General features: G+C 30.7%; 24 protein-coding genes and 2 rRNA genes. 14 read left to right on the forward strand and 12 right to left on the reverse strand.

The features are described from left to right. Positions 1-367: 367 nt before the first annotated feature. The 4 genes from CD56_RS02305 (at position 368) to CD56_RS02325 (ending at position 5913) form a co-directional block, all read left to right on the forward strand. Positions 368-3275 (forward strand): 23S ribosomal RNA (locus CD56_RS02305). Positions 3276-3551: 276 nt separating this feature from the next. Then, a 5S ribosomal RNA gene (gene rrf, locus CD56_RS02310) occupies positions 3552-3668 on the forward strand. Positions 3669-4973: 1305 nt separating this feature from the next. Then, a complete protein-coding gene (locus tag CD56_RS02320; RefSeq protein WP_039628094.1) occupies positions 4974-5438 on the forward strand; it encodes a hypothetical protein in 465 nt (154 codons plus the stop codon). A 22-nt stretch (positions 5439-5460) separates the two neighbouring features. After that, a complete protein-coding gene (locus CD56_RS02325; protein ID WP_039617768.1) occupies positions 5461-5913 on the forward strand; it encodes a DUF411 domain-containing protein in 453 nt (150 codons plus the stop codon). A gap of 10 nt (positions 5914-5923) precedes the next feature. On the opposite strand, the gene CD56_RS02330 is transcribed toward CD56_RS02325, so the two are convergent. From CD56_RS02330 to exbB, 3 genes are read right to left on the reverse strand one after another with little or no spacing between them, the layout of a single operon-like run. Then, entirely contained in the window at positions 5924-6577 is a 654-nt protein-coding gene (locus CD56_RS02330) for an energy transducer TonB family protein (protein WP_047208068.1), read from the reverse strand. Next, positions 6574-6963: a TonB system transport protein ExbD gene (gene exbD, locus CD56_RS02335; RefSeq protein WP_047208069.1), complete on the reverse strand. Its 390-nt coding sequence runs from the start codon at positions 6961-6963 to the stop codon at positions 6574-6576. Before exbD ends, CD56_RS02330 begins: the two co-directional genes overlap by 4 nt. Next, positions 6956-7387 (reverse strand): TonB-system energizer ExbB, encoded by a 432-nt coding sequence (exbB, locus tag CD56_RS02340; protein WP_039625543.1) that lies wholly within the window; start codon positions 7385-7387, stop codon positions 6956-6958. The genes exbD and exbB overlap by 8 nt, the downstream gene beginning before the upstream one ends. Before the next feature lie 160 nt (positions 7388-7547). On the opposite strand from exbB, the gene cfrA reads away from it, so the two are divergent. Beyond that, a complete protein-coding gene (cfrA, locus tag CD56_RS02345) occupies positions 7548-9638 on the forward strand; it encodes a TonB-dependent ferric enterobactin receptor CfrA (protein ID WP_047208070.1) in 2091 nt (696 codons plus the stop codon). Here the strand turns inward: cfrA and CD56_RS02350 are convergent. Together CD56_RS02350 and rho are read right to left on the reverse strand one after the other, a co-directional pair. Continuing rightward, a complete protein-coding gene (locus CD56_RS02350; RefSeq protein WP_047208071.1) occupies positions 9635-11167 on the reverse strand; it encodes a DNA polymerase III subunit gamma/tau in 1533 nt (510 codons plus the stop codon). The two genes, cfrA and CD56_RS02350, sit on opposite strands and share 4 nt — an antisense overlap. A gap of 2 nt (positions 11168-11169) precedes the next feature. After that, positions 11170-12474, reverse strand: coding sequence for a transcription termination factor Rho (rho, locus tag CD56_RS02355; protein ID WP_039617780.1), 1305 nt, complete (start codon positions 12472-12474; stop codon positions 11170-11172). 174 nt (positions 12475-12648) lie between these two features. Here rho and CD56_RS02360 point away from each other — a divergent pair, with 174 nt between their 5' ends. Next, positions 12649-14994 (forward strand): heavy metal translocating P-type ATPase, encoded by a 2346-nt coding sequence (locus CD56_RS02360; RefSeq protein WP_047208072.1) that lies wholly within the window; start codon positions 12649-12651, stop codon positions 14992-14994. Then, complete coding sequence (gene ccoS / locus CD56_RS02365) at positions 14991-15200, forward strand: cbb3-type cytochrome oxidase assembly protein CcoS (RefSeq protein WP_047208073.1); 210 nt, start codon at positions 14991-14993, stop codon at positions 15198-15200. The genes CD56_RS02360 and ccoS overlap by 4 nt, the downstream gene beginning before the upstream one ends. A gap of 11 nt (positions 15201-15211) precedes the next feature. Here the strand turns inward: ccoS and CD56_RS02370 are convergent, their stop codons facing one another. Then, a complete protein-coding gene (locus CD56_RS02370) occupies positions 15212-15517 on the reverse strand; it encodes a cytochrome c553 (RefSeq protein ID WP_039617785.1) in 306 nt (101 codons plus the stop codon). Between the two features lie 130 nt (positions 15518-15647). Between CD56_RS02370 and CD56_RS02375 the strand changes: the two genes are divergently transcribed. From CD56_RS02375 to gmhA, 4 genes are read left to right on the forward strand one after another with little or no spacing between them, the layout of a single operon-like run. Then, positions 15648-16163, forward strand: coding sequence for a D-glycero-alpha-D-manno-heptose-1,7-bisphosphate 7-phosphatase (locus CD56_RS02375; protein WP_039628102.1), 516 nt, complete (start codon positions 15648-15650; stop codon positions 16161-16163). After that, positions 16160-17113, forward strand: coding sequence for an ADP-glyceromanno-heptose 6-epimerase (gene rfaD / locus CD56_RS02380; RefSeq protein WP_047208074.1), 954 nt, complete (start codon positions 16160-16162; stop codon positions 17111-17113). Before CD56_RS02375 ends, rfaD begins: the two co-directional genes overlap by 4 nt. Next, positions 17106-18479, forward strand: a complete 1374-nt coding sequence (rfaE1, locus tag CD56_RS02385; RefSeq protein WP_047208075.1) for a D-glycero-beta-D-manno-heptose-7-phosphate kinase — start codon at positions 17106-17108, stop codon at positions 18477-18479. Before rfaD ends, rfaE1 begins: the two co-directional genes overlap by 8 nt. Next, positions 18469-19029, forward strand: coding sequence for a D-sedoheptulose 7-phosphate isomerase (gene gmhA, locus CD56_RS02390; protein ID WP_047208076.1), 561 nt, complete (start codon positions 18469-18471; stop codon positions 19027-19029). The genes rfaE1 and gmhA overlap by 11 nt, the downstream gene beginning before the upstream one ends. A 7-nt stretch (positions 19030-19036) precedes the next feature. Here the strand turns inward: gmhA and pyk are convergent, their stop codons facing one another. From pyk to CD56_RS02420, 6 genes are all read right to left on the reverse strand, one after another. Then, on the reverse strand, positions 19037-20488 hold the full coding sequence (gene pyk / locus CD56_RS02395; RefSeq protein WP_047208077.1) for a pyruvate kinase: 1452 nt from the start codon (positions 20486-20488) through the stop codon (positions 19037-19039). Between the two features lie 12 nt (positions 20489-20500). Next, on the reverse strand, positions 20501-21847 hold the full coding sequence (locus tag CD56_RS02400; protein ID WP_047208078.1) for an FAD-dependent oxidoreductase: 1347 nt from the start codon (positions 21845-21847) through the stop codon (positions 20501-20503). Positions 21848-21955: 108 nt separating this feature from the next. Further along, positions 21956-22579: a type III pantothenate kinase gene (locus tag CD56_RS02405; RefSeq protein WP_039617796.1), complete on the reverse strand. Its 624-nt coding sequence runs from the start codon at positions 22577-22579 to the stop codon at positions 21956-21958. Beyond that, entirely contained in the window at positions 22566-22898 is a 333-nt protein-coding gene (locus CD56_RS02410) for a hypothetical protein (RefSeq protein WP_047208079.1), read from the reverse strand. Before CD56_RS02410 ends, CD56_RS02405 begins: the two co-directional genes overlap by 14 nt. A 1-nt stretch (position 22899) precedes the next feature. After that, a complete protein-coding gene (locus tag CD56_RS02415; protein WP_047208080.1) occupies positions 22900-23895 on the reverse strand; it encodes a hypothetical protein in 996 nt (331 codons plus the stop codon). Continuing rightward, positions 23892-24437, reverse strand: coding sequence for a hypothetical protein (locus tag CD56_RS02420; RefSeq protein ID WP_047208081.1), 546 nt, complete (start codon positions 24435-24437; stop codon positions 23892-23894). The genes CD56_RS02415 and CD56_RS02420 overlap by 4 nt, the downstream gene beginning before the upstream one ends. A 150-nt stretch (positions 24438-24587) precedes the next feature. Between CD56_RS02420 and gatC the strand changes: the two genes are divergently transcribed. Genes gatC through CD56_RS02435 form a run of 3 tightly spaced genes read left to right on the forward strand, consistent with a single transcriptional unit; the run spans position 24588 to position 25911 of the window. Continuing rightward, on the forward strand, positions 24588-24875 hold the full coding sequence (gatC, locus tag CD56_RS02425; protein WP_039625566.1) for an Asp-tRNA(Asn)/Glu-tRNA(Gln) amidotransferase subunit GatC: 288 nt from the start codon (positions 24588-24590) through the stop codon (positions 24873-24875). Between the two features lie 21 nt (positions 24876-24896). Next, a complete protein-coding gene (locus tag CD56_RS02430) occupies positions 24897-25466 on the forward strand; it encodes a CvpA family protein (protein WP_047208082.1) in 570 nt (189 codons plus the stop codon). Then, entirely contained in the window at positions 25456-25911 is a 456-nt protein-coding gene (locus CD56_RS02435; RefSeq protein ID WP_039617809.1) for a Fur family transcriptional regulator, read from the forward strand. The genes CD56_RS02430 and CD56_RS02435 overlap by 11 nt, the downstream gene beginning before the upstream one ends. The last annotated feature ends 2 nt before the right edge of the window (positions 25912-25913 follow it).

The following is a 25913-nucleotide window of genomic DNA, read 5'->3' on the forward strand; positions in this document are numbered from 1 at the left end:
ATAATTTATTACTTATGTTTTTAAATTATTTAAACTCTTTATATATACTTCCTTTAGGTTTTAAGACCTAAGCTAAATAAATAATAGAATATTTTATATATTAGATTAGTTATTTAATGTTATTTGAATTATCATTGTTAAGAGTCACAAGCAAGTTTTAATAAAAACAATTTTACAGGACTTGTTAAAGGATAAAACCTAGCTATCTTTTCTTTAGCTTTTAGTTAAAGACAAGTTTTAAACTCACAACCTAGTGAGACTAATTTATTTAGTTTTATTAAGTGTTTAAATGCTTTCCGTCTTAAGATAGTAAAGTCTTATCATAAAAACTTTAACAAGGAAGTGATGCGTTTTAGAATGAATTAAAAGGTAAGCTATTAAGAGCGAATGGTGGATGCCTTGGCTGGTAAAGGCGATGAAGGACGTACTAGACTGCGATAAGCTACGGGGAGCTGTCAAGAAGCTTTGATCCGTAGATTTCCGAATGGGGCAACCCAGTATATAGAGATATATACTACCATAATGGAGCGAACGTAGGGAATTGAAACATCTTAGTACCTACAGGAAAAGAAATCAATAGAGATTGCGTCAGTAGCGGCGAGCGAAAGCGCAAGAGGGCAAACCCAGTGCTTGCACTGGGGGTTGTAGGACTGCAATGTGCAATAGGTGAGGTTAGTAGAACACTCTGGAAAGTGTAGCCATAGAGGGTGATAGTCCCGTATACGAAAACCAAACCTTAGCTAGCAGTATCCTGAGTAGGGCGGGACACGAGGAATCCTGTCTGAAGCTGGGTCGACCACGATCCAACCCTAAATACTAATACCAGACCGATAGTGCACAAGTACCGTGAGGGAAAGGTGAAAAGAACTGAGGTGATCAGAGTGAAATAGAACCTGAAACCATTTGCTTACAATCATTCAGAGCACTATGTAGCAATACAGTGTGATGGACTGCCTTTTGCATAATGAGCCTGCGAGTTGTGGTGTCTGGCAAGGTTAAGCACACGCGAAGCCGTAGCGAAAGCGAGTCTGAATAGGGCGCTTAAGTCAGATGCTGCAGACCCGAAACGAAGTGATCTATCCATGAGCAAGTTGAAGCTAGTGTAAGAACTAGTGGAGGACTGAACCGATAGGCGTTGAAAAGCCCCCGGATGACTTGTGGATAGGGGTGAAAGGCCAATCAAACTTCGTGATAGCTGGTTCTCTCCGAAATATATTTAGGTATAGCGTTGTGTCGTAGTATAAGGGGGTAGAGCACTGAATGGGCTAGGGCATACACCAATGTACCAAACCCTATCAAACTCCGAATACCTTATATGTAATCACAGCAGTCAGGCGGCGAGTGATAAAATCCGTCGTCAAGAGGGAAACAACCCAGACTACCAGCTAAGGTCCCTAAATCTTACTTAAGTGGAAAACGATGTGAAGTTACTTAAACAACCAGGAGGTTGGCTTAGAAGCAGCCATCCTTTAAAGAAAGCGTAATAGCTCACTGGTCTAGTGATTTTGCGCGGAAAATATAACGGGGCTAAAGTAAGTACCGAAGCTGTAGACTTGATTTTATCAAGTGGTAGGAGAGCGTTCTATTTGCGCCGAAGGTATACCGGTAAGGAGTGCTGGAGCGAATAGAAGTGAGCATGCAGGCATGAGTAGCGATAATTAATGTGAGAATCATTAACGCCGTAAACCCAAGGTTTCCTACGCGATGCTCGTCATCGTAGGGTTAGTCGGGTCCTAAGTCGAGTCCGAAAGGGGTAGACGATGGCAAATTGGTTAATATTCCAATACCAACATTAGTGTGCGATGGAAGGACGCTTAGGGCTAAGCAAGCTAGCGGATGGAAGTGCTAGTCTAAGGTCGTAGGAGGTTATATAGGCAAATCCGTATAACAATACTCCGAGAACTGAAAGGCTCTTCAAAGTCTTCGGACAGCGAGGAGAATTGCTGATGCCGTCGAGCCAAGAAAAGTTTCTAAGTTTAGCTAATGTTGCCCGTACCGTAAACCGACACAGGTGGGTGGGATGAGTATTCTAAGGCGCGTGGAAGAACTCTCTTTAAGGAACTCTGCAAAATAGCACCGTATCTTCGGTATAAGGTGTGGTTCGCTTCGTATTAGGATTTACTCCGAAAGCGAAGAAACTTACAACAAAGAGTCCCTCCCGACTGTTTACCAAAAACACAGCACTCTGCTAACTCGTAAGAGGATGTATAGGGTGTGACGCCTGCCCGGTGCTCGAAGGTTAATTGATGGGGTTAGCATTAGCGAAGCTCTTGATCGAAGCCCGAGTAAACGGCGGCCGTAACTATAACGGTCCTAAGGTAGCGAAATTCCTTGTCGGTTAAATACCGACCTGCATGAATGGCGTAACGAGATGGGAGCTGTCTCAAAGAGGGATCCAGTGAAATTGTAGTGGAGGTGAAAATTCCTCCTACCCGCGGCAAGACGGAAAGACCCCGTGGACCTTTACTACAGCTTGACACTGCTATTTGGATAAGAATGTGCAGGATAGGTGGGAGGCTTTGAGTATATGACGCCAGTTGTATATGAGCCGTTGTTGAGATACCACTCTTTCTTATTTGGGTAGCTAACCAGCTTGAGTTATCCTCAAGTGGGACAATGTCTGGTGGGTAGTTTGACTGGGGCGGTCGCCTCCCAAATAATAACGGAGGCTTACAAAGGTTGGCTCAGAACGGTTGGAAATCGTTCGTAGAGTATAAAGGTATAAGCCAGCTTAACTGCAAGACATACAAGTCAAGCAGAGACGAAAGTCGGTCTTAGTGATCCGGTGGTTCTGTGTGGAAGGGCCATCGCTCAAAGGATAAAAGGTACCCCGGGGATAACAGGCTGATCTCCCCCAAGAGCTCACATCGACGGGGAGGTTTGGCACCTCGATGTCGGCTCATCGCATCCTGGGGCTGGAGCAGGTCCCAAGGGTATGGCTGTTCGCCATTTAAAGCGGTACGCGAGCTGGGTTCAGAACGTCGTGAGACAGTTCGGTCCCTATCTGCCGTGGGCGTAAGAAGATTGAAGAGATTTGACCCTAGTACGAGAGGACCGGGTTGAACAAACCACTGGTGTAGCTGTTGTTCTGCCAAGAGCATCGCAGCGTAGCTAAGTTTGGAACGGATAAACGCTGAAAGCATCTAAGCGTGAAGCCAACTCTAAGATGAATCTTCTCTAAGCTCTCTAGAAGACTACTAGTTTGATAGGCTGGGTGTGTAATGGATGAAAGTCCTTTAGCTGACCAGTACTAATAGAGCGTTTGGCTTATCTTATTTAAGCATCACTTCCTTGTTAAGGTTTTTAATAAAGCTTTGAATGTTTTTATATGAAAACTACATTTAGCTTATAAAATCTTACAAGTAAAGTTTATATTAGAACTTGCTCTTAACATTGTTTTTTAAGTATTCTAAAACAATAAAGTGATTTAGTTTAATAAAACATCTAAATATAAGAATAAGATTAAAAACTAAAATAAAAATGATTTTTATATCTAAATCTTATTGATTGCTTTTATTATGCTATATTAAATAGAATATTTAAATAACAATGTCCGTGATTATACAGATGTGGAGACGCCTTGCTCCATCCCGAACCAAGAAGCTAAGCACATCGTGGGTGATGATACTACGCCTTACTGGCAGGGGGAAAGTAGCTCATTGCGGACTTGTTAGTTCTCTTATTATTCTTACTTATTACTTAGTTGAATCCTTAATTAGTTTATTATTTCTTTTCTTTAGAGATAGTTTTTATTGTTTTATAATTTATTTCTTTTATTTCTTTTATTTCTTTTATTTCTTTTATTTCTTTTATTTCTTTTATTTCTTTTATTTCTTTTATTTCTTTTTTTTTTATTTCTTTTATTTCTTTTATTTCTTTTATTTCTTTTATTTCTTTTATTTCTTTTATTTCTTTTATTTCTTTTATTTCTTTTATTTCTTTTATTTCTTTTATTTCTTTTATTTCTTTTATGGTGCGATCATGAATTATTTATTGGTTTAGTTAGTTTTTATTGCTTGTGGTGGATTAGTTTGGTTAGCTTGTGAAAATTTCTAATTAGTTTGTGTTGATTAGGTAGGATGTTTATTGTTATTTTTTATTATTTTATAAAATTTAGTTATTTAGTTGGATGGTTTTATTTTTTAGATGTTTTAGTTTGAGTGGCTATTAATTTTTTTTAGTAGTAGTTTGTTTTTATTTTTAAATTTTTTATGGTTTTTAGGTTTATTATTTTATTTTTTGTGGTTTTTTTATTTAATTATATTCCTTTTTATTTTTTAATTTATTTTTATTCTTTATTGTTTTATTTTTTTTGCTATTGTTTTTTATTTTTTGTCATGGTTTTTATTTTTGTTTTTAGTTGTTTGTGTTTTTAGTGATTTAGCTTTTGGATTTATATTGTTTGGGGATTTAGTCGTTTTAAGTTTAAAATGTTTATAGCGAGTTTGATAAATTTAGTTTTTTAGTTTTTACTGCTTATTTTTTTGCTTTTTTATTAATATGAAAAATTAGATTTTTAGTTGTTTAGTTGTTTAGTTGTTTAGTTGTTTAGTTGTTTGGTTGTTTGGTTGTTTGGTTAAACGGTAGGGTACGTTTTTATTGTGAAATTTTTTAATTAACTGTAGCTTTAAGATTTGATAGAATGCTTACTAAGAATTAGATGATTTGGTTGTTTTAGTTATTTTTATGGCTTAGATTTGTGTTGTTTGGTTATTGAATTGTTTTAATGGTTTATTTGATGGTTTGAGGTTGGGTGATGAGAAAATAGTAAATTGTTTGACTATTTAGTTGGATTATTTTATTATAGATATTTTTGTTTACGACATTATTTTTAAATTTTTATGATTTTAGATTGTGATTTATGTTTTAGTTGAAAAGGTTGATAATTTTTTAATGGTTTGCTAGGTTTGTAACTTATATATTGGAATATTTTTTGCTTGTTGTAATTTATAAATTTATTCAGGAGTATAAAGATGTTTCGTATAGAGGAAAATCGATTTTCTAATCACTCATATGATATTTTTAGTTCAAAACAAAAAAATGAAAAACAAACTGTGCAATCCCATCAAGAACAAGCATTTTCACTTGAATTAAATTCAAGCATCCAAGAAAAAAATAGCTTATATGATAGACCTTTAAAGGAATTGTTTCAAGAAGCAAAAGAAGCTTCAGAGAATGCCTTGAAAGAATACAAAGAGGAAATGTATTATAATAAAGAGACCGGTAAATATGAGAAAAAATTTACAGAAAGTAATGAAAAATACAAAGAAAAGATAAAAGAGAAAATAGAAGAGCAAATTAAAGAAAATATACAAAATAGTTTGCAAGATAAAATTTCTCATATCAATATTCAATTAAGTCCTAAGCAGTTAATAGCACAAGCACAATTTGAAGAAAAACAAAAAGCGACTCTTAAAACATCGGATGTTTTTATGTAATTATTTAAGATAAAGGAGAATTATGAAAAAAATTATTAGTGTTTTAGCATTATCAAGTATAGCTTTAATTGGTGGAGATAAATTATTGAATGTTTATGAAAGTCCCACTTGTGGATGTTGTGATCTTTGGGCTAATTATATGAAAGATAAAGGCTATAAAGTGCAAATACATAAAAGTGAGGATTTTTTAAAAATAAAAGAAAAAATGAATATTCAACCTATGTATCAAAGTTGCCATACTGGTGTAATTGATGGTTATGCCATAGAAGGACATGTTCCTGAAGATGCAGTTGCTTGGCTTTTGAAAAATAAACCTGAAGATGTTATAGGTATTTCTGCTCCTGGTATGCCTCAAGGAAGTCCTGGGATGGAGCAAGGTTATGAAGAAGAATATCCTGTGGTTTTAATGCTTAAAAATGGAGATTATAAAATTTATGGGATCTATAAAGGACATAATTTAATTACCACAAACTAAGCAATTTTGCTTAGTTTATTTTATATATTAATGGTATTCTTATATGAAAAGTTTTTTCATATTGTGGAAAATTCTTAGATGCTATATGTATAGTTTCTAAGGCACTATCGTTCAATAATTTATATTTTGATGGTTTTAATATTTTTAAGTTTAATAGATTTTTATCTTTAGTCCATGTGAATTCTACTAAAATTTCACCACTCATTCGCATTTTTTTGGCTTGCCTAGGATAGATTAAAGCTTCATCTATAGCTTGTTTGACTTCTTTTAAAAGCTCATTATTATTAGCTAGAGATATGCTTTCTTGAGAAGTTATTGGAGTGTTTTTTTCTTGGATTAAAGTTTTTTGAGGTTTTATTTCTTCATTTAATTGATTTATTGCCTTGGTATTGGTTAAAGTATTTGTTTTTTTAGGTTGAACAACAGACTTTTCTTTTGTTTGTTCTAGCTTTTTTATTTTTTCTTGTTTAGGCTGTTCGGTTTTTACTTTAGGGGAATCTTGTAAAAATTGTTTTATAGCTATATTAAATTTTTCTTCTTTTGAAGCACTATGTTGTATATGTAAAAAACTCTTAGTATAAATAAAAACAAAAAATAAAGGCAAAAAGAGAAATAAAGTGATAAAAAAGGATTGATTTTTATGGTTATTTATGAATGTTTTCATCTTTTTTGCTCTGTTAAAATTTGAAAATTTTCATGATTTTTATTTTTTAAAATATCAATAATTTTTACAAAACTTTCAAATTTTGCTTCTTTGTCACTTCTTAACTCTACTAATGTTTTAGAATCTATAGTGTCAAATTTTTCTTTTATTTCTTCTAAGGAAGCTGTTTTTCCATAGATATAAAATTCATTTTCTTTGTTGATTAAAATACTTACTTTATCTTTATTTTCGTTTATGGAATTTGAATTTTCACTTTGAGGTAGATTGATTTTGATTTCACCATGCGCGATAAAAGTGGATATGCTTAAAACAATAGCTAGCAAAACAAGCATTATATCTATAAAAGGAATAATGTTTAAACCTTCATTTTTTGGTAATTTAAGCATTTTTATCCTTAAAAATACGATATGCATTACTCAAAGTTGATATTTTTCTAAGCAATCCATTATAAGCCATTAAAGAAGGAATAGCAACTAAAATTCCCAATGCTGTAGCTTTTAAAGCTAGCGATAAACCAATAACAATAGATTTAACATCAATATTCCCACTTGCGCCCATGTCATAAAATGTAATCATAATCCCTACTACAGTTCCCAAAAGTCCTACATAAGGAGCATTAGTGTAAATAATATAAAGCATGGTGAGGTTTTCACTAATTGCATCATCAAATTTTTCTTGACACTGATAATCATTTAGCTTAATTTTTCTAAAAAACAAGATACGCTCAATAGTACACCATATAGCAATAAATGCCATTATCCCTAAAACTACAAATATAATTAAATCGATATAAGTTTTTAAAAATTCCATCATACCCTCATTTTAAAAATTTTTGTGATTATATTACTAAAAGTTAAATTTTTTATTAATAACAATTATCATAATTGATACAATAAATTTATTTTAAATTAATAATTATTATCATAATATACCAATTTTTAAAATTTTTGTTTATTTAAGAAAGGAAATAATGAAAAAACATTGTTTATCATTTTGTGTTGCTAGTTTTTTGGTCTGTAATGCTTTATCACAAGAAGTTTTATTAGATAGCTCCATAGTAAGTGCTTCTGGTTTTTCTCAAGATATCAAAGAAGCCCCTGCTACTATAAATGTGATTAGCAAAAAAGATTTAGAAAGTAAGCCTTATAGAGATGTTGCCGAAGCTATTGCTGATATTCCTGGTGTGGATTTATTTGCTAGCAAAGGAAAAACCGGATCTTATAATATTACCATGAGAGGTATTACTGGATATACTTTAATTTTAACTGATGGGCGCCGTCAAGGGATAGGCGGAGAAGTAGGACCTAATGGTTTTAATGAAATTTCAAATTCATTCCTACCTCCAATTTCTAGCATAGAAAGAATAGAAGTAATCAAAGGACCAATGAGTACTTTATATGGATCTGAAGCTTTAGGTGGTGTTGTAAATATCATCACAAAAAAAGTAAGTGATAAATGGGAAACATCAGTTAGTTTAGATAGTATTTTTAATGCGCATAAAGAATGGGGCAATACTTATGGCACAAGTATATATTCAAGCGGCCCGTTGATGAATGATCGTTTGGGACTTACTTTGCGTTTTAGGGAATTTTATAGGGAGCAATCTAATATAAAATATAGAGATGGTGGTGGAAAAGAAATCGAAGCAAAAAAGGAACAAAGTCCTACAAAAGCAAATAATTTTAATTTAGGAACTAGGTTAAATTATTTAGTAGATGATTATAATACTTTGATATTTGATATTGATTTTTCAAGAAATCATTATGATAATAATAGAGGTCAAATAGGTGATTTAACTCTGCCTGGAGACGACGCAGGTTCGTTAAAGGGTGGCTATAAAGACACCATGCAAGTAGATAAATTAGCAACTTATTTAAGCCATGAGGGTGTGTATGAAGATTTTTCGATTACTTCTACTTTGCAGTATAACCGTGTAAGTAACGATGGGCGTGAGGTGGTTGGCCAAGCAAATCAGCCATTTTTAGGGCAAAATAGAGATATAGTTGCTGAAGATATTATTTTAGATACAAGATCAGTTATTCCTTTAGGCCAAAGTCATATTTTAAGCGTGGGTGGTGAATATAGACTTGAAAAAATGCAAGATAAAATCGCTAATCCTACGAATTTTGATCAATATTTATTAGCTTTTTTTGCAGAAGATGAATATAGTATAAGAGATGATTTGAGATTTACTTTTGGCGCAAGGTATAATCATCATGAAATTTTTGGAAATAATATTTCACCAAGAGCTTATTTAGTTTATAATCCTACTAGCGAACTCACTTTAAAAGGTGGTGTTTCAACGGGCTTTAGAACTCCATATGCTAATAGATTGATAGCTGGTGCTTATAATTACAGTGGACAAGGAAAAATTCCTATTTATGGAAATCCAAATCTAAAAGAAGAAACATCGCTTAATTATGAACTAGCCGCTGTTTATAATAATGATTTATTTTATATTTCAGCAACTGGTTTTTTAACTCATTTTAAAGATAAAATCTCAGAACAAGAATTTAAAAAAGATGATATGATACCAGGCGTTGGTACTTGCGGAGCTGATAAATGTTATAAGGATGTAAATCTTGGCAAGGTTGAATATAAGGGTATAGAGCTTGGAGCGGGGATCACTCCTATAGAACATTTAAATCTAGATTTAGCTTACACTTATCTTGATAGTGAAGTAAAAGATGCACAAGATAAGGTTGTGATAGGAAAGCCAGAAATTGATAGTTTAAAACACAATATCATGTTAAAAGCAAGTTATAACATCTTTAATAAATTTACTCCATGGGTAAAAGGTGAGTGGCAAATAGATCGTTATATGGGTGATACAAATATTAATAGAGAATACTATCAAGATGTCTTTTTAGCTTCTATGGGCGTGCGTTATGATATCAATAAAAATTGGAACATCAATGCAGCAATTTATAATCTTTTTGATAAAAGTTTTACAAATAATTGGGAATCTTATAAAAACAAAGGCGAAGATACTTGGGTAAATACTTATAATCGTATAGAAGAGGGAAGAAGAATTTATATTTCAATCAATGGTAGTTTTTAATTTTGTATAGTTGGTGAACCAAAGAGCTTGCTAAGAGCTTCTTTGGTTTCGTCTTTAGGATTGTATTTTTTAGCATCTTTTTTAAAATTTTCAAAATGCTCATTTAAATTTGGAGTGCTTTTTACTTCTTGTTTTATGGGAGTTTTGAATATATCTTGTAGTTTTTGAGTGTCTATGGTTTCTGTTTTTTGAATTTTGATTTGTGCTTTTTCTCCAAAAAGCTCATGAAGTAATGTTTTGATTAATTTAAAACCATTGTTTAAAACCATTCTATCATCATCTTTAGCATGTGAGCTAATACTTAAAATGTCATCTTCAAAAGAAACAAACTGTGTAGTTTTTTTGAAAACTTCAGCTAAGTCATAATCTCTTTTATATATTGCTTTTAAGAGATTTTCATAAGGATTAAGTTTTTCTTCTTTAGGGGTTTGTTGAATAGAAGGAGTTTCTTGTTGTTTTGGACTTGGTATACTATCTTGTTTTGAACTTTTAATAGCCTCATCAATGCTTTTTAAATAAGTTGCTTCAATAAGCATAAAAGCCATAACGCAAAGTACAAAGCTATCATCATCACTAGAATTTAACATAGTCTTAGCGCGTGAAAGAATTCTAAAAAATCTTTCATAAATTAACATAGAAAAAAGATTATTTTTGGCAAAAAATGCTTCTTTTAGAAAAAATATCATCTCATCAATGACATTACTTGCTTCATAATCTTCAAATTCTTTTAAAAACTCAAGAACTTTATCTTTATCATTAGCTAAAATGGCTTGATAAAATTCTTCAATTTTAGCTGGATCTAAAAAGCCTAGCATTGCAGTGATTTTTTGCGTTTGTACATCATTTTGACAATATACTATGGCTTGATCTAGTAAGGTTAGGGTATCTCTTAAAGATCCGTTTCCACTTCTTGCAATGAGTTTTAAAGCTTCTTTTTCATAACTAATATTTTCTTTTTCCAAAATCCACTCAAGATGATTTAAGATATCATGGGTAGAAATTTGCTTAAATCTAAAATGCTGTGTTCTTGAAAGAACTGTGGCAGGAAGTTTTAAGGGATCGGTTGTTGCTAGTATAAATTTTACATAGCTTGGTGGTTCTTCTAAGGTCTTAAGTAAAGCATTTGCAGCTTGTGGGGTAAGCATATGTACTTCATCGATAATAAAAATTTTAAATCTAGCTAAAGATGGAGCGTATTTGACTTGTTCGATAAGCTCTTGAATGTCTTCTAAGCTTCTATGGCTTGCAGCATCCATTTCTATAATGTCTATATTAGAACCATTAAGCGAAGATAAACATTGAGAGCATTCTCCACAAGGATTAGCACTTGGCCCATTTTCACATACTAGAGCTCTTGAAAAAATTCTTGCACTTGAAGTCTTTCCGCTTCCACGTAATCCTGAAAACAAATAAGCATGTGCTAGGCGATTATTTTCAAGAGCGTATTTTAAGCTTGTAGAAACAGTATTCTGCCCTACAAGTTCATTGAAATTTTTTGGTCTGTATTTAACAGCAAGAGCTTGAAGCATTACTACTCATTCATGATTGATAATAACTCTTCATTGCTTTTGGTTTTTAGCATTTTAGAGTATAAGAATTTTAAAGCCTCTATGTCATCCATTTGCGAAATAGCTGATCTAATTGCCCAAATTTTTTGAAGCTTTTCAACACCTTGGAGCAATTCTTCTTTTCTAGTTCCTGATTTTATGATGTTAATTGCAGGGTAAATTCTTCTATCTGAAATATTTCTATCAAGAACGATTTCACTATTTCCCGTTCCTTTAAATTCTTCAAAAATTACTTCATCCATTCTTGAGCCTGTTTCTATCAAAGCAGTTGCTATAATGGTTAATGAGCCACCATGCTCTATATTTCTAGCTGCACCAAAAAAGCGTTTTGGTTTATGCAAGGCATTTGCGTCAACCCCGCCACTTAAAACCTTACCACTACTTGGTGTAGCGGTATTATAAGCTCTTGCTAATCTTGTAATAGAATCAAGCAGAATAATGACATCTTTGCCTGTTTCTACCATCCTTTTTGCTTTTTCTATAACAAGCTCAGCTACTCTAACATGATTATAAGCAGGTAAGTCAAAAGTTGAGCTAAAAACCTCACCTTTAACACATCTTTGCATATCTGTAACTTCTTCAGGGCGCTCATCTACCAAAAGCACAATCAAATGAGCCTCTGGGTGATTTTTAGCAATAGCAGTGGCTAATTCTTTCATTAGCTCGGTTTTACCAGTTCTTGGAGGTGCTACAATTAAGCTTCTTTGGCCTTTTCCTATAGGGGCAAATAAGTCAAGCATTCTACCTGTAAGTTTTAAAGGATCGTATTCTAATTTGATTTTTTCAGTTGGAAAAATTGGAGTAAGATTGTCAAATAAAGGTCTTTCTCTGGCTTCTTTTAATGGAAGATAATTAATTGCTTCGATTTTTAACAAAGCATAGTATTTTTCTTGATCTTTTGGTTCTCTAACTTGACCGGTAACTATATCCCCAACACGCAGAGCGAATTTGCGAATTTGTGAGTTTGATACATAAGCATCATTTACACTATCGCTTAAATTTGAATCCATTCCACGCAAAAACCCATAGCCTTCAGGTGAAATTTCTAAGATCCCTGTAAAGAGTATAAAACCACCTTTTTTGGTTTGTGCTTTTAGAATTTCAAAAATAAGATCTTGTCTTCTAAATTCTCTTGGATTTTCTATTTCTGCTTCATTAGCAATTTTAACTAAGCTTTCTAGATCAAGCAACTTTAAATCTTCTATCTTATAACCTTCCACCGGAATGTGTGTTCTTTGATGTTGTTTTTTTTCTTTTGTATTTTCCATATATCCTCTAAAATGTAGAAAATGTAGTATTTAATAATGAATAAGAGATTTTATTCAAAAAAATGCTTCTTTGTCAAATTTTTAAAATTATAATATAGCTTTGTAAATAATTTTTAAAATAGTGATTTTAAAAAAATGATAAAATATTGTAAAAATTATCAAAGAAAGTATAAGATGAAATGCAAACACTGCCAATTAAGCTTTAGACAAGATCAAATGATAGAAAAAAATGGAAATTATTTTTGTTGTAAGGGTTGTGAGAGTGTTTATGAGATTTTACAAGAAAATAATTTGGAAGAATTTTATGAAAAACTTGGCAATCAAACTCTAACTCCTGCGATAATAGAACATAATGTTAAAGATTATGAAAAATACATACAAAAAACCAAAGAGGGTTTTAGTGAGATTTTTTTACTTATAGAAGAAATTCATTGTGCTGCCTGTGTTTGGCTTAATGAAAAAATTCTCATTAAAAGTGAAGGGGTGATAGAAGTTGATATTAATTCTATTACTCATAAAGCTAGAATTGTTTTTGATGAAAAAAGCATAAATTTAGCAAAAATCATCCAAAGTATAGAAAGTATAGGCTATAAAGCTAGTGTATATTTACCTACAAAAAATGAACAAAGAGCAACTCAAACCAAAAGAGATTTTTATGCAAAATTAATAGTTGCCATAGCTTGTGTGATGAATATCATGTGGATATCTGTAGCCAAGTATGCTGGGTTTTTTAGTGGCATGGAAGCTGATACTAAGGATATTTTGCATTTTGCTGAATTTTTACTTTGTGCTCCTGTGCTTTTTTATACAGGCTCGATTTTTTATAAAAATGCCTATTATGCTTTAAAATTTAAAAGTGTTAATATGGACACTTTGGTAATTAGTGGGGCAAGTTTAGCTTATATATATTCAATATGGGCAATGTTTTCAAGAGCTTCGCAAGTGTATTTTGATTCTGTAGCGATGATTATTTGTTTTGTTTTTATAGGAAAGTACTTAGAGCTTTTAAGTAAGAAAAAAGCTCTTGATACACTTGATCATTTGCGATCGTTTTTAAGCAACGAAGTAAGGGTTTTAAAAAATGACAAAATAGAAAATATCGATGTAGAAGAAGTGCAAATAGGGGATATTATAGAATTAAAAGAAGGCGATAGGGTTTTAATAGATGGAGTGTGTGTTAGTGGTAATATTAGCTTGGATATGTCTAGTTTAAGTGGAGAGAGTTTACCGCTTGATGTGCAAAAAGATAATATGATTTATTCTGCCTCTTTGGTTTTAAGCGGGAATGCTTTATATAAGGCAAATGCACTTTATAAGGATTCTAAATTAGCTAGGATTATTAATTTACTCGAAAACTCAAGTTCAAAAAAAGCCAAAATAGAAAAAATGGTACAGCAAGTAAGTAAGTATTTTTCACCTATTATCTTAACTTGTGCTTTGCTTTGTTTCGCTTTTACTTTTTTTGTATTAAATTTGGGTTTTGAAGAAGCTATGATACGCATGGTTTCTGTGTTAATCATAGCTTGTCCATGTGCTTTAGCTTTGGCTACTCCGGTGAGTTCTTTAGTAGCAATTAGTGCTGGTTTGAAAGAAAAAATTTTATTTAAAGAAGCAGGTGTTGTGGAGGATTTGAGCAAGTGTAATGTGGCTGTGTTTGATAAAACAGGGGTTTTAACAAAGGCTAGTTTGGAAGTTAAAAAAAGCTTTTTAGATGAGAGGTTAGATAAAAATGAGTTATTAAATTTCTTACACCTAACTAATCATCCAGTGGCTAAAAGTATTTTGAAATTTTTAGATCAAAAAATTGATAGTAGAATAGAATTTGAAAAAGTTCAAAATTTTCAAGCAAGAGGTTATAAAGCCTTTTTGGGTAAAGATGAATTTTTGGGAGGAAATGAGAAATTTTTCAAAGAAAACCATATGCAAGTACAAGAATTTCAAACTACGCATTTTATATTTGCTAAAAATAAAACTATATTAGCAGTTTTTGAATTAGAAGATAGTATAAGAGAAAACTCTGAAGAGTTGATTAGATTTATGAAAGAGTGTAAAATGCAAATTTATATGTTAAGTGGTGATAATTTATCTGCTGTGAGTAAGGTAGCTGAAAAATTAAAAATAAATAATTTCAAAGCCGCATGTATGCCAGAAGATAAAATGCAAACAATAGCTAATTTAAATCAAACAGGCAAGGTTTTAATGGTAGGAGATGGAGTAAATGATGCTTTAGCACTTTCTTATGCAGGTGTTGGGGTTTCTTTAAAAGAAGGATCTGAGCTTGCTATGGAAAATAGCGATATTATATTGTTAAAAAACGACTTAAAAAGTTTGCAAAAGGCTATGCAAATAGCTAAAAAAACTTATCAAATTATTAAGCAAAATTTAGCTTTTTCTTTGCTTTATAATGCTTTGAGTATGCCTTTAGCTTTTTTTGGTTTGATTAATCCTTTAATTGCAGCCTTATCAATGTCTTTTAGTAGTATAATAGTAATTTTAAATGCTTTAAGGATAAAAAAATGAATGGCGTTTTGATGATGATGATAGGTGTTTCTTTGGTTGCTTTATTTTTGGCAATTTGCGCTTTGCTTTGGGGTATAAAGAATAAACAATTTGATGATGATTATAAATTTACTACTTTAAGTGATAGTGAAGATGCTTTAAATGATGCAGTGATTTTAGAAAAAAGAAAAAAAGAAGCCATGGAAAAGAATAAAAAACAGCCATAAAGGCTGTTGAATTATTTTTTTAAGCTTTCGATATAATCTTCAATAGCTTTAAAATCTTCTTCTGTTAAGCCCTTAAGGTTGATTTTCATAATTGCGCCTTGGCCATAAGCATTTCTTTTACCTGCTGCATAATCTTTCATATATTGTAATCTTTCAGCTGCAGTTAGAGAATTTAAAGCAGGAACTTTATTAAGGTAAACTTTATCTGCTTTAGCACCATGACATACTGCACATTTTTTATAAAGTGTAGCACCATCTGCAGCAAAAGCTGAAACGCCAAGACATGCTAAAGCTGATAAAACAAGTAGCTTTTTCATTGTATCACTCCTATATAAATTGAAAATAAAATGTTTTTAATTATAAGATTTTTTTATTTAAAGTCGCTTAAAAATTTTTTTTACTTGATAAATTATAAAAATCTTAATAAAAATACATTATAATTTTTTTATGAAAACAAAGGCATTATTTTTAGATAGAGACGGTGTTATTAATATAGATAAAAAATACGTTCATAAAATTGAGGATTTTGAATTTTGCGATGGTATTTTTGAACTTTGTGACCTTTTTCAAAAGCAAAATTTTGTAATTTTTGTTGCAACTAACCAATCAGGTATTGCAAGGGCTTATTATAATGAAAAAGATTTTGAAATTTTAAGCTCGTATATGCTAGGTGAGTTTTTGAAAAAAGGCATTAAAATAGAAAAAATTTATCACTGCCCGCATTTAGAAAATTGTGAATGTCGTAAGCCAAAACCTGGTATGTTTTTAAAAGCACAAAAAGAATTTAATATAGATTTTTCACAATCTTTTTTTATAGGGGATAATTTAAGTGATATGCAGGCCGGAATTAATGCTGGTATAAAAAATCTATTTTTGATTAATGAAAATTATAATGATGATGAAAATTATAAGGTCTTTAAAAATTTAAAAGAACTTTTGCATTATTTAAAGGATAGAAAATGAAAATAGTGATAACGGGTGGAGCGGGCTTTATAGGCTCTGCTCTTGCTTTGGAACTTCAAAATAAGCATGAAGTCTTAATTGTGGATAAAATGCGTTCAAGTGCTACTTTTGAAAATGGAAATTTAGAAAGTTTTGGTCATTTTAAAAATATTTTAGATTTTGAAGGTGAGCTTTATGTGGGTGATATTAATGATGAAAAAACTTTAAAAGTTATAAAAGCTTTCAAACCTGATGTAATTTTTCATAAAGCTGCAATTTCAGATACAACTGTTTATGATCAAAACAAAGTTTTAAAGACTAATTTAAACACTTTTAAAGATTTTATAGAACTTGCCTTAGAGCTTAATGCAAAATTAATCTATGCAAGTTCAGCTTCAGTTTATGGAGATGCACCAAGCCCGCAAACTGTAAATTTAAGTGAAGCTCCTAAAAATCCTTATGCATTTTCAAAATTAATGATGGATAAATTAGCAAAAAAATACTTTGATAAAATGCATATAGTCGGGCTTAGATATTTTAATGTATATGGCAAGGGAGAATTTTTTAAAAATAGTACTGCTTCTATGATTTTGCAATTTGGACATCAAATTTTAGCGGGTAAAAGCCCGCGTTTGTTTGAGGGAAGCGATCAAATTTATCGTGATTTTGTATATATTAAAGATGTTGTGAGTGCAAATTTACAAGCTTTAGAAGCAAAAAGTGGAATTTATAATGTAGCTACAGGCAAGGCAAGAACTTTTCAAGATATAGTTGATATTTTACAAAAAGAATTAAACACTAATTATCCTTGTGAGTATATTCCTAATCCTTATAAAAACGCTTATCAATTTCATACCCAAGCAAAATTAGATGAGAGTTTTTCATATAAAGCTAAATTTAGTCTTGAAGAGGGTATAAAAGATTATTTAGATGAGATTAAAAGGCTTTATGAAAAGGAAGTAAATGCTTGATTTTTTAAGTTCTAAAAAGCCAAAAATTTTAGTTGTTGGGGATTTTATGGTGGATCATTATATATGGTGTGATTGTACTAGAATTTCTCCAGAAGCTCCTGTAATGGTGATGAAGTCACAAAAAGAAGATAAAAGACTAGGTGGAGCTGGTAATGTATATGCAAATTTAAAAAGTCTTGGTGCTGAGGTTTTTGCTCTAGGACTTGTGGGTGATGATGAGAGCGGGAGATTTTTAAAAGAGAATTTAAATGCAAAATTATTAGTAGAAAAAGGTAGAAAAACTCCTCTTAAGAGTAGGGTTTTATCACATTCTCAGCAAGTTTTAAGACTTGATGATGAGAATGATTTTGACACTAAATTAGAAGATGAAATTATCAAAGAGTATAAAAAAATTGCAAAAGATTATGATGCAATTATTTTGAGTGATTATGCTAAAGGAACTTTAACTTCAAAAGTTACAAAGGCTTTGATAGAGTATGCAAATACTTTAAATTTACCTATTTTGATTGATCCAAAAGGAAGTGATTTTAGCAAATATCAAAATGCAACCTTGCTAACTCCAAATAAAAAAGAAGCTACTTTGGCCTTAGGGGTAGAAAAAATAGATAATTTAGAAAAAGCTTTAAAAAAATTAAAAGACGATTTAAATCTAACTTATTCTATTATAACTTTATCCGAAGAAGGAATAGCACTTTTTGATGAAAAATTACATATTATTCCTGCAAAAGCTTTAGAAGTTTATGATGTAACAGGAGCTGGAGATAGTGTTATAGCTATGCTTGCTTATGCTTTGGCTTTAAAAGTTGACATTGCAAAAGCATGTGAGTTAGCAAATGATGCAGCGGCTGTTGTGGTAGCAAAAGTTGGAAGTGTGAGTGTAAGTCTAGAAGAGATTAAAAATCTAAAAAAAGCTTCTTTTGAAGATAAAATTAAAAGCAAAGAAGAGCTTGTAAAATTGATACAAGGTCAAAAAGTAGTTTTTACAAATGGGTGTTTTGATATTATGCATTATGGCCATATAAAATATCTTGAAAAAGCTAAAAAATTAGGAGATATCTTAGTTGTAGGTTTAAATTCAGATGAAAGCGTAAAAAGACTAAAAGGAAACTCAAGACCTATAAATTTAGAGTTCCAACGCGCATGTATGCTTGCGAGCATGTATTTTGTAGATTATGTAGTGATTTTTGATGAGGATACTCCTTATGAATTAATAGAGTTTTTAAAACCTGATGTGCTAGTTAAAGGAGCTGATTATAAAGGCAAAGAAGTAGTGGGTTCAAATTTAGTAAAAAAAGTAGAATTGATTGACTTTGAAGATGGATTTAGCACTACCAATATAATTAATAGGATTGCAAATGATAAATAAAATCGAAAAGGAATTTATTCAACATCAAAAAACCTTGGAGGAAAGTTTAAAATTAAAAGAGCAAATTGCTATGGTTGCTCAAGAGTTAAAAGTATGTTTGAAAAATGGAAGGAAAATTTTAATTTGTGGAAATGGTGGAAGTGCTGCAGATAGCCAACATTTTGCAGCTGAACTTAGCGGAAGATATAAAAAAGAAAGAAAGGCTTTAGCTGCTATTGCCTTAAGTACTGATACCTCTGCTTTAAGCGCTATAGGAAATGACTATGGTTTTGAATTTATTTTTTCAAGACAAGTTGAAGCTTTAGCTAGTGATAATGATGTGTTGATTGGAATTTCTACTAGTGGAAAAAGTCCAAATGTGATCAAAGCTTTTGAAAAGGCTAAAGAAATCGGTGTTAAATGTATAGGACTCAGTGGAAAGGGCGGTGGTTTGATGAATGCATTATGCGAGTATAATATAGTCATTCCAAGCGATGATACGGCTAGAATTCAAGAAATGCATATTTTAATCATACACTGCTTATGTGATTTGATAGAAGAAGAATATTAAGTTTGGGTTATTTTCCCAAACTTAAATAATATTCAATTTGATCTTTTTGTAAAATTCTAATTAAATTTGTACTTCCTGCAACACCTACTGGAAATCCTGCGGTAAGAGTGCAAACCCCATCTTTTTTCATAAGACCTTTTTCAACTCCAAGTTTTACAGAATTGCTTAAAAGTTCTGTTAAATTTTCATGCTTTTCTATTAATATAGCAGGTTGAACCCCCCAAACTATGCTTAAAAAATTTAAAGCTTTTTTAGAATGAGTGATAGCTATGATATCCATTTTTGGACGATATCTTGCTGTTTTAACCGCAGAAGCGCCACTACTTGTGATGGTAAAAATTGCATTTGCATTTAAATCAGTTGCTAGTTGTGTGCTTGATTTAGCAATGATATCGGTTTCATTGAAACATTTAAAGCTTTCAAATTTTTCATAAGGATAGTTTTTTTCTGTTTCAATGATAGTTTGAGTCATAATATCAACTGCATTTGCTGGATCAATCCCTACTGCACTTTCTTCGCTAAGCATAACCGCATCAGTGCCATCAAGCACAGCATTAGCAACATCTGAAATTTCAGCTCTTGTGGCAGTTTTGGATTTTGCAAGTGAAAAAAGCATTTGAGTAGCAGTGATAACAGGTTTATTGGCTTCATTAGCCTTTTTAATGATAAGTTTTTGTATGTTTGGCACTCTATAATAAGGCACTTCAATGCCCAAATCCCCTCTTGCTACCATTATACCATCACTGCTATTTATAATTTCATCGATATTTTCAACCGCATCAAATTTTTCTATTTTTGCGAAAATAGCTATTTTGGCATTATTTTCATCGAGTATTTTTTTAACTTCATCAATATCGTGAGCATTTTGCACAAAAGATATGGCCAAAAAATCTACATCGTTTTTAATGCCCCATGCAAGATCGTCTTTATCTTTTTGAGTGATAACATCAATATTAATTTTTGTATTTGGAAAATTAATTCCCTTGTTTGAGCTAAGCACCCCGCTATTTTCTACTTGGGTTTGGATAAAATCTTTTTCAACTTGCACTACTTTGGTTTTGATGGAACCATCGCAAAGATAGATGTATTCTCCTACCTTTAGCATAGAAAGAATTTCTGGATGATTAATACAGACTTTATAATGTTCATTAGAAAGTTTTTCTCCTTCAAAAGTATCCTTATAAAAGTCTAGTCTATCTCCATTTTTTAATTCAAAAGCTTCTGGAATTTTTAAAGTTCTAATTTTTGGCCCACTAATGTCTTGTAAAATTCCAATTCTTGCATTAAGTTCAGCTGCTACTTTTCTAATGGTAGCTAGATTTTGACTATGATACTCATGGGTTCCATGTGAAAAATTTAAACGAAAAACATTCACTCCATTAATAATCATTTGTCTTATTGTAGCTTCATTTTCGCTTGCTGGTCCAATCGTTGCAACTATTTTTGTTTTTTTTAACATTTCTTATCCTTTTTATAGTAGTTCGCTAGTAAATAAATCCTCATTAAAATTAGCACCCAAGTATTGACAAATAAGTTTTGCATCTCTATAACCATTGCCAAGACAGCTTGTAGCACCTGGACTTGGTGTCATATTGAAAATTATACCTGGAATTTCAGTAATGCTTGCCTCTCCAAGCATTAATTCTCCTGCCTTTTTATCAAGCACTTGTGGACGTACTCCGCCAAAATTTTTAGCATAGTATATATCATCTGTTTTCAAACTAGGAACTATTTTTCTTGCATCTTTTACAAAAAGTCTTTTATTAATGTAAGGAATTTCAAACAAATAATTATAAAGAATATAATTTCTAATAGTAGAATCTTTAAAAAGATTAAGGCAAATTTTGACTACATTCATGTCTAAGTTAAGTGTTTTGAAAAATTCAGGTAATGATTTAAAACCATGGTATCTTTCTAGCATAGGAATAACTAAAGCAGTAGGACCAAAGCGCGTATTCATATTAGCTAATAAATCAGGATCACCATGCAACGCAGCAAATGGGAGTTTTGGATTTTGTACCATATAAACTTTACCATTTAGAATTTTTCTTTTTGCCATGTAAAAACTTCCTGCAACAGGAAAACAAGATTTGTCTAAACCTATACCCATTTTATGTGCTAAAAATAAGGAGTGCGCACCTGCATTTACTATAATTGATTTTGCACTATATTCTTTAAAATCTCTTGTTTTTATATAAAAAATATCATCTTTTTTTTCTATAAAAATAACTTCTTGATTATAAGCTACATGAGTGTTTTTTCCTTGTTTACAAGCTTGCTCTATGAGATTTTGACTCATTAATCCAAAATCTACTGTGGTGTAAATTTCACCTTCCTCTACACCCATAGCTACTATATTATCTGCTCTATCATTGATACCATCTTCACCTAAGACAACATTAGGTTCTATTTGCTTGATATCGTTTTTGGTGTAAAATTTAATGTAAGGATATAATTCTTTAAATTCCTCATATCTATTTTTCATATACTCGCATTCTTTGTCTCCAACCGCAAGTGCAAGTTTTTGATGTGAGTACATAAATTTGTTTTGCGCATTTTGTAAAAGTCCATATTTTACAATCATATCTGCTGTTTTTTTAACTTTTCTTGCTTTTTCTAGAGTATAGTTTGTTTCTATATCGCCACAGTGGATGGTTTGAGAATTGCTTGTGCTATGACTGTTTAAAGTTGCAGCATTATTGTATTTTTCTAATAAAGCAATATTTTGAATATTTGTATATCTAGCTAGTTCGTAAAATACTGCAGCACCAGAAATCCCACCGCCTATTACTACGGTATCAAAATGTTTTTGATCCATTGTTGTTTTTCCTTTTGTGTGTTTACTTTTGCTAATGATATCAAAATATAGTTGTTTTGAGTTTAAATAAAGCTTATAAATTAAAGTGTAGAGATATAGAAATAAATTTTAAAGTATAAAATTTTCACAAACAGCTTTTTTCATACCTCTAAAAATTAAAAATTTATCATAAATAGCATAGTCGAAAAAATTTGCAAGAAATTGCCCATCGCCGCCTGTAAAATATAATTTTTTATCGTATGCACTATCTTTTATAAGTAAATATATACTTTTAAAGACACCATAACTCAAAGCATCGATAGTTCTTTGAGGAAAAGCATCGAAATTAATCTGAGTGTTTAGTTCGTACTTTAAACGAGAAGAAATATTAGAAAAAGATTTTTTATAGCTTTCAATACCAGGAAGAATAAAACCACCAAGATGAATAGAATTAGAGATAATATCTACAGTGATTGCAGATCCTGCATCGACTACAACACCATCTTCTATAGTATAACACGCTGCTACTCTATCAACACCTAAATTATTATAAATGGTATCAAAATTAAAATATGGAGCAAGATTAATAAATAAAGGATTTTGTTCTAATCTTTGCTCTAAATTTGGATTAACATTGATATAAAATACTTTCTGCGTCGGCTCATATTGTAAAAACTGTTCTATACTCATAGAATGAAATTTTTGCTCATTTAGAAAACTTGCGGTTGTATTGCCAATATCACATAAAAGCATAGCTTTTAATCCCTTTGGTAGTTAAATATTCTTTTGCTTTTGAGCAAATCAAAGCTTGATGAAAAATAAAATAATTTTTGAAATTTAAATTTAGAGTTTGGTTTATATTTTGAAAAATATCTTCAAATTCTAGACATTCTTTTGTTAAAATTTTACTTTTCGCAAAAGAAAATAAAATTAAGCAGTATTGCTTACTTGTATTTTCTCCATAAATACAAGTTATTTTTTTCTTTTTACTAAAAGCATGGATATCTAAAGACTTAGTATTTTTTAAAACAATCCCATATTTTATAAGAATATCACTAAGCTCTTGATTCATTTTAGTTTAATTGTAAAAATTTATTTTGAAAGAAAAATTTGCCATTAGCCATAAAACTTTTTTTATCAACGGCTTCACTTAGTTTATATACTGTATAATCTTTCAAATTTGTATTTAGCTTGATCAAATAGCCTGTTTTTTCAAAAATATACAAAGAGTTGTTATACAAGGTGCTTTTAGAAAACAGAGCAAACTGAAATTTTATTTCATCGATTTTTCTAAGATTGTAATCATTTTTAAGAATTCTTCCATCTTTTGTAAGTATGAAAATTTCATTATCATTGGTACTTACTTCTTTAATATTTTCATTTAAATATAAGGTTCTATTTGGAGTAACAACGATGATTTTTTGTGCTGTTGCAGCCACCATGGTATCGTTTTTTACATGAAGGTAGATAATATTGTTAAAAAACTCTTCACTGCTTACTAAAATTTCTTTACTAACTTTTAAGGTGCTTTTGTTAAGTATGGCTAATTTTCCATTAAGCATAGGATATATGATAATAGTATTTAAAAAATAAGGATTAGTATAACGACTGTCTTGAGCATAAGCTGTGCCTAAATTTTGAAGCATTTTAATACCAAGATTTTTATTTGCATATACTAAGGTATTGCTAGCTAAAACCAGGGCTATATCATCTCCATCTATACTTGCACTTACTACGCTTTCATTGAATTTATGAGAAAATAATTCATCACCTTGTAAATTTAAAATTTTAAAGTTTCCGTTATCATCGCCAATAAGAACTTCTTCTTGTTGCATATTTAAAATATGATAATTTTTATCTAGTTTAAAATTAATAATATTCCCCATGGTATCAATAAAGGAATTGCTATTTAATTGTGCTATATTGTTATTGAAATTGATAATCTTACCATTAATATTATGTGAGTTATAAGGAAGTTGTTCTGTTTGTGTTGGTTGATAATACTCTCTTTTTGTGCCACAAGCACTAAAAAATATTAAAATTATAACAAATAGATAAAGGTGTTTCATTTTATTCCTTGGTAATGTTTTAAACTTGTAATAATTTGCCATAAAGGTGAATTTATAGGTATTTTATTAAATTCTATATCTGCATTTTTAAAATCATTTTGTTTTAGAAATTCAAAACCTGCTAGCAAGGTATTATAATCTTTTAAAAATTCTGACTTTTGATTATTTTGAGCAAGCACTATTTGTTTTAACAAAGGATCTATATCAAGACTTAAAGTTTTATTAAGATCTTGACTGTTTTGATTCATCATGAATATGGTGTATAAATTTGCATTTTTTTGTTTTAATTCTTCGAGTGGCTTTTGATCTGAAGGATTTTTTAATAAGTTATTAAAAATTATATTGCTTTCTTGAATATTAGTTTCTTGTTTTAAATTATAAAAATAACTACCACCAAAATATACAATTAAAAGCATAATAATTGTAATGAAATAGTATTTGTATTTTTTTATAAAGCGCTCAGATTTGATAAAATTTTCCATCATTTGCTCTTGAGAGCTTAATTCTTCTTGGACTGCTTTTAAGTTTTCTTTTAAAGCCATATTTTCCCTTTTTTAGAAAGAATAAACATTATTTGTTGTTTTAAGTCTATAATTGTAACATATAAAAATGAAAAAATAAATGATTTTATGTTATAATTTTTAATCTAAAAAAGAGTTTTCTTGGATATAAATTAAAAATTAAGGTAAATCATGCAAATTGATGATAAATTATTGACTAAACTTGAAAAGCTAAGTGCTTTAAAAATTGCCGATGAGAAAAGACAAGAATTAGAAGAGCAATTAAGTCAAATTGTTAATTTTGTAGAAAAATTAGATGAATTAAAACTTGATGATGTGGAAGCTATGACTAGTACTACAAAAGGTGGAACGCCATTTAGACTAGATGAAAGTATAAAATCTGAAGTATTTGATGTAATTAGCAAGCATGCTCCAAATTCTCAAGATGGATTTTTTATAGTTCCTAAAATAATTGAATAAAATATTTGGAGTTTAGCGTAGATGGAAAATTTTTCGTGGTTTGATGTATTTGTTTTGGGCTTAACTGTGATTTTGGGCTTAAAAGGCTTAGTAAGTGGCTTGTTTAAGGAAATTTTTGGTTTATTAGGTATAGTTGGTGGGGTTTTACTTGCTTCAAGATATGCTAAAGAAATGGCAGAAATTATTAATAATAATTTTTATGCAATTGAAAATGAAAATCTCGCAATTTTTGCGGGATTTTTAGTTTTATTAATCGTGATATGGATAGCTTGTATGGCTTTGGGAAATATACTATCAAAAATGTTTAGTATGAGTGGTCTTGGTTTTATAGATCGCATTGGTGGATTTTTATTTGGCAGTGCTAAAATATTTTTGATTTTTGCAATTTTGGTAGCTTGTATTAATAATATAGAATTTTTAAATTCAAGCTTGGAAAAATATGCTAAAAATAGTTATATGTTGGATTTACTTAGGCAAACAGGTGAATATATAATGAATACGGATTTTACTCAAAATGGTTTAGATAAAATACAAGAACAAATTATAGATTCTAATATAAGTCTAAATTCGGAGGTAAATAATGCAAATTGAAAATATAGAATATGATGTTTTGCTTGAACGTTTTAAAAAAACACTTAAAGATAATGGTCTAAAATATACTAAACAAAGAGAAGTGCTTTTGAAAACCTTATATAATAGTGATATGCATTATACCCCAGAAAGCTTATATGTAGAAATTAAACAAAAAAATCCCGAACTAAATGTAGGCATTGCGACAGTTTATAGAACTTTAAATTTATTAGAAGAATCGGGTATGGCTACTTCTATATCTTTTGGCGCCTCAGGGAAGAAATTTGAACTTGCAAATAAACCTCACCATGATCATTTAATATGTAAAAGTTGTGGAGAGATTGTAGAATTTGAAAATCCTATTATTGAGCAACAACAAATGTTAATCGCAAAAGAATATAATTTTAAATTAACAGGACATTTAATGCAACTTTATGGTCTATGTCCACAATGTAGTAAAAAATAAAG

It is taken from the genome of Campylobacter lari (genome assembly GCF_001017575.1).
GTDB classification, from domain to species: domain Bacteria; phylum Campylobacterota; class Campylobacteria; order Campylobacterales; family Campylobacteraceae; genus Campylobacter_D; species Campylobacter_D lari_C.

Coding starts and splice junctions, on each gene's coding strand:
- CD56_RS02320 (WP_039628094.1), top strand. CDS start 4,974: ATGTTTCGTATAGAGGAAAATCGATTTTCTAATCACTCATATGATATT.
- CD56_RS02325 (WP_039617768.1), top strand. CDS start 5,461: ATGAAAAAAATTATTAGTGTTTTAGCATTATCAAGTATAGCTTTAATT.
- CD56_RS02330 (WP_047208068.1), bottom strand. CDS start 6,577: ATGAAAACATTCATAAATAACCATAAAAATCAATCCTTTTTTATCACT.
- exbD (WP_047208069.1), bottom strand. CDS start 6,963: ATGCTTAAATTACCAAAAAATGAAGGTTTAAACATTATTCCTTTTATA.
- exbB (WP_039625543.1), bottom strand. CDS start 7,387: ATGGAATTTTTAAAAACTTATATCGATTTAATTATATTTGTAGTTTTA.
- cfrA (WP_047208070.1), top strand. CDS start 7,548: ATGAAAAAACATTGTTTATCATTTTGTGTTGCTAGTTTTTTGGTCTGT.
- CD56_RS02350 (WP_047208071.1), bottom strand. CDS start 11,167: ATGCTTCAAGCTCTTGCTGTTAAATACAGACCAAAAAATTTCAATGAA.
- rho (WP_039617780.1), bottom strand. CDS start 12,474: ATGGAAAATACAAAAGAAAAAAAACAACATCAAAGAACACACATTCCG.
- CD56_RS02360 (WP_047208072.1), top strand. CDS start 12,649: ATGAAATGCAAACACTGCCAATTAAGCTTTAGACAAGATCAAATGATA.
- ccoS (WP_047208073.1), top strand. CDS start 14,991: ATGAATGGCGTTTTGATGATGATGATAGGTGTTTCTTTGGTTGCTTTA.
- CD56_RS02370 (WP_039617785.1), bottom strand. CDS start 15,517: ATGAAAAAGCTACTTGTTTTATCAGCTTTAGCATGTCTTGGCGTTTCA.
- CD56_RS02375 (WP_039628102.1), top strand. CDS start 15,648: ATGAAAACAAAGGCATTATTTTTAGATAGAGACGGTGTTATTAATATA.
- rfaD (WP_047208074.1), top strand. CDS start 16,160: ATGAAAATAGTGATAACGGGTGGAGCGGGCTTTATAGGCTCTGCTCTT.
- rfaE1 (WP_047208075.1), top strand. CDS start 17,106: ATGCTTGATTTTTTAAGTTCTAAAAAGCCAAAAATTTTAGTTGTTGGG.
- gmhA (WP_047208076.1), top strand. CDS start 18,469: ATGATAAATAAAATCGAAAAGGAATTTATTCAACATCAAAAAACCTTG.
- pyk (WP_047208077.1), bottom strand. CDS start 20,488: ATGTTAAAAAAAACAAAAATAGTTGCAACGATTGGACCAGCAAGCGAA.
- CD56_RS02400 (WP_047208078.1), bottom strand. CDS start 21,847: ATGGATCAAAAACATTTTGATACCGTAGTAATAGGCGGTGGGATTTCT.
- CD56_RS02405 (WP_039617796.1), bottom strand. CDS start 22,579: ATGCTTTTATGTGATATTGGCAATACAACCGCAAGTTTTCTAAATGAG.
- CD56_RS02410 (WP_047208079.1), bottom strand. CDS start 22,898: ATGAATCAAGAGCTTAGTGATATTCTTATAAAATATGGGATTGTTTTA.
- CD56_RS02415 (WP_047208080.1), bottom strand. CDS start 23,895: ATGAAACACCTTTATCTATTTGTTATAATTTTAATATTTTTTAGTGCT.
- CD56_RS02420 (WP_047208081.1), bottom strand. CDS start 24,437: ATGGCTTTAAAAGAAAACTTAAAAGCAGTCCAAGAAGAATTAAGCTCT.
- gatC (WP_039625566.1), top strand. CDS start 24,588: ATGCAAATTGATGATAAATTATTGACTAAACTTGAAAAGCTAAGTGCT.
- CD56_RS02430 (WP_047208082.1), top strand. CDS start 24,897: ATGGAAAATTTTTCGTGGTTTGATGTATTTGTTTTGGGCTTAACTGTG.
- CD56_RS02435 (WP_039617809.1), top strand. CDS start 25,456: ATGCAAATTGAAAATATAGAATATGATGTTTTGCTTGAACGTTTTAAA.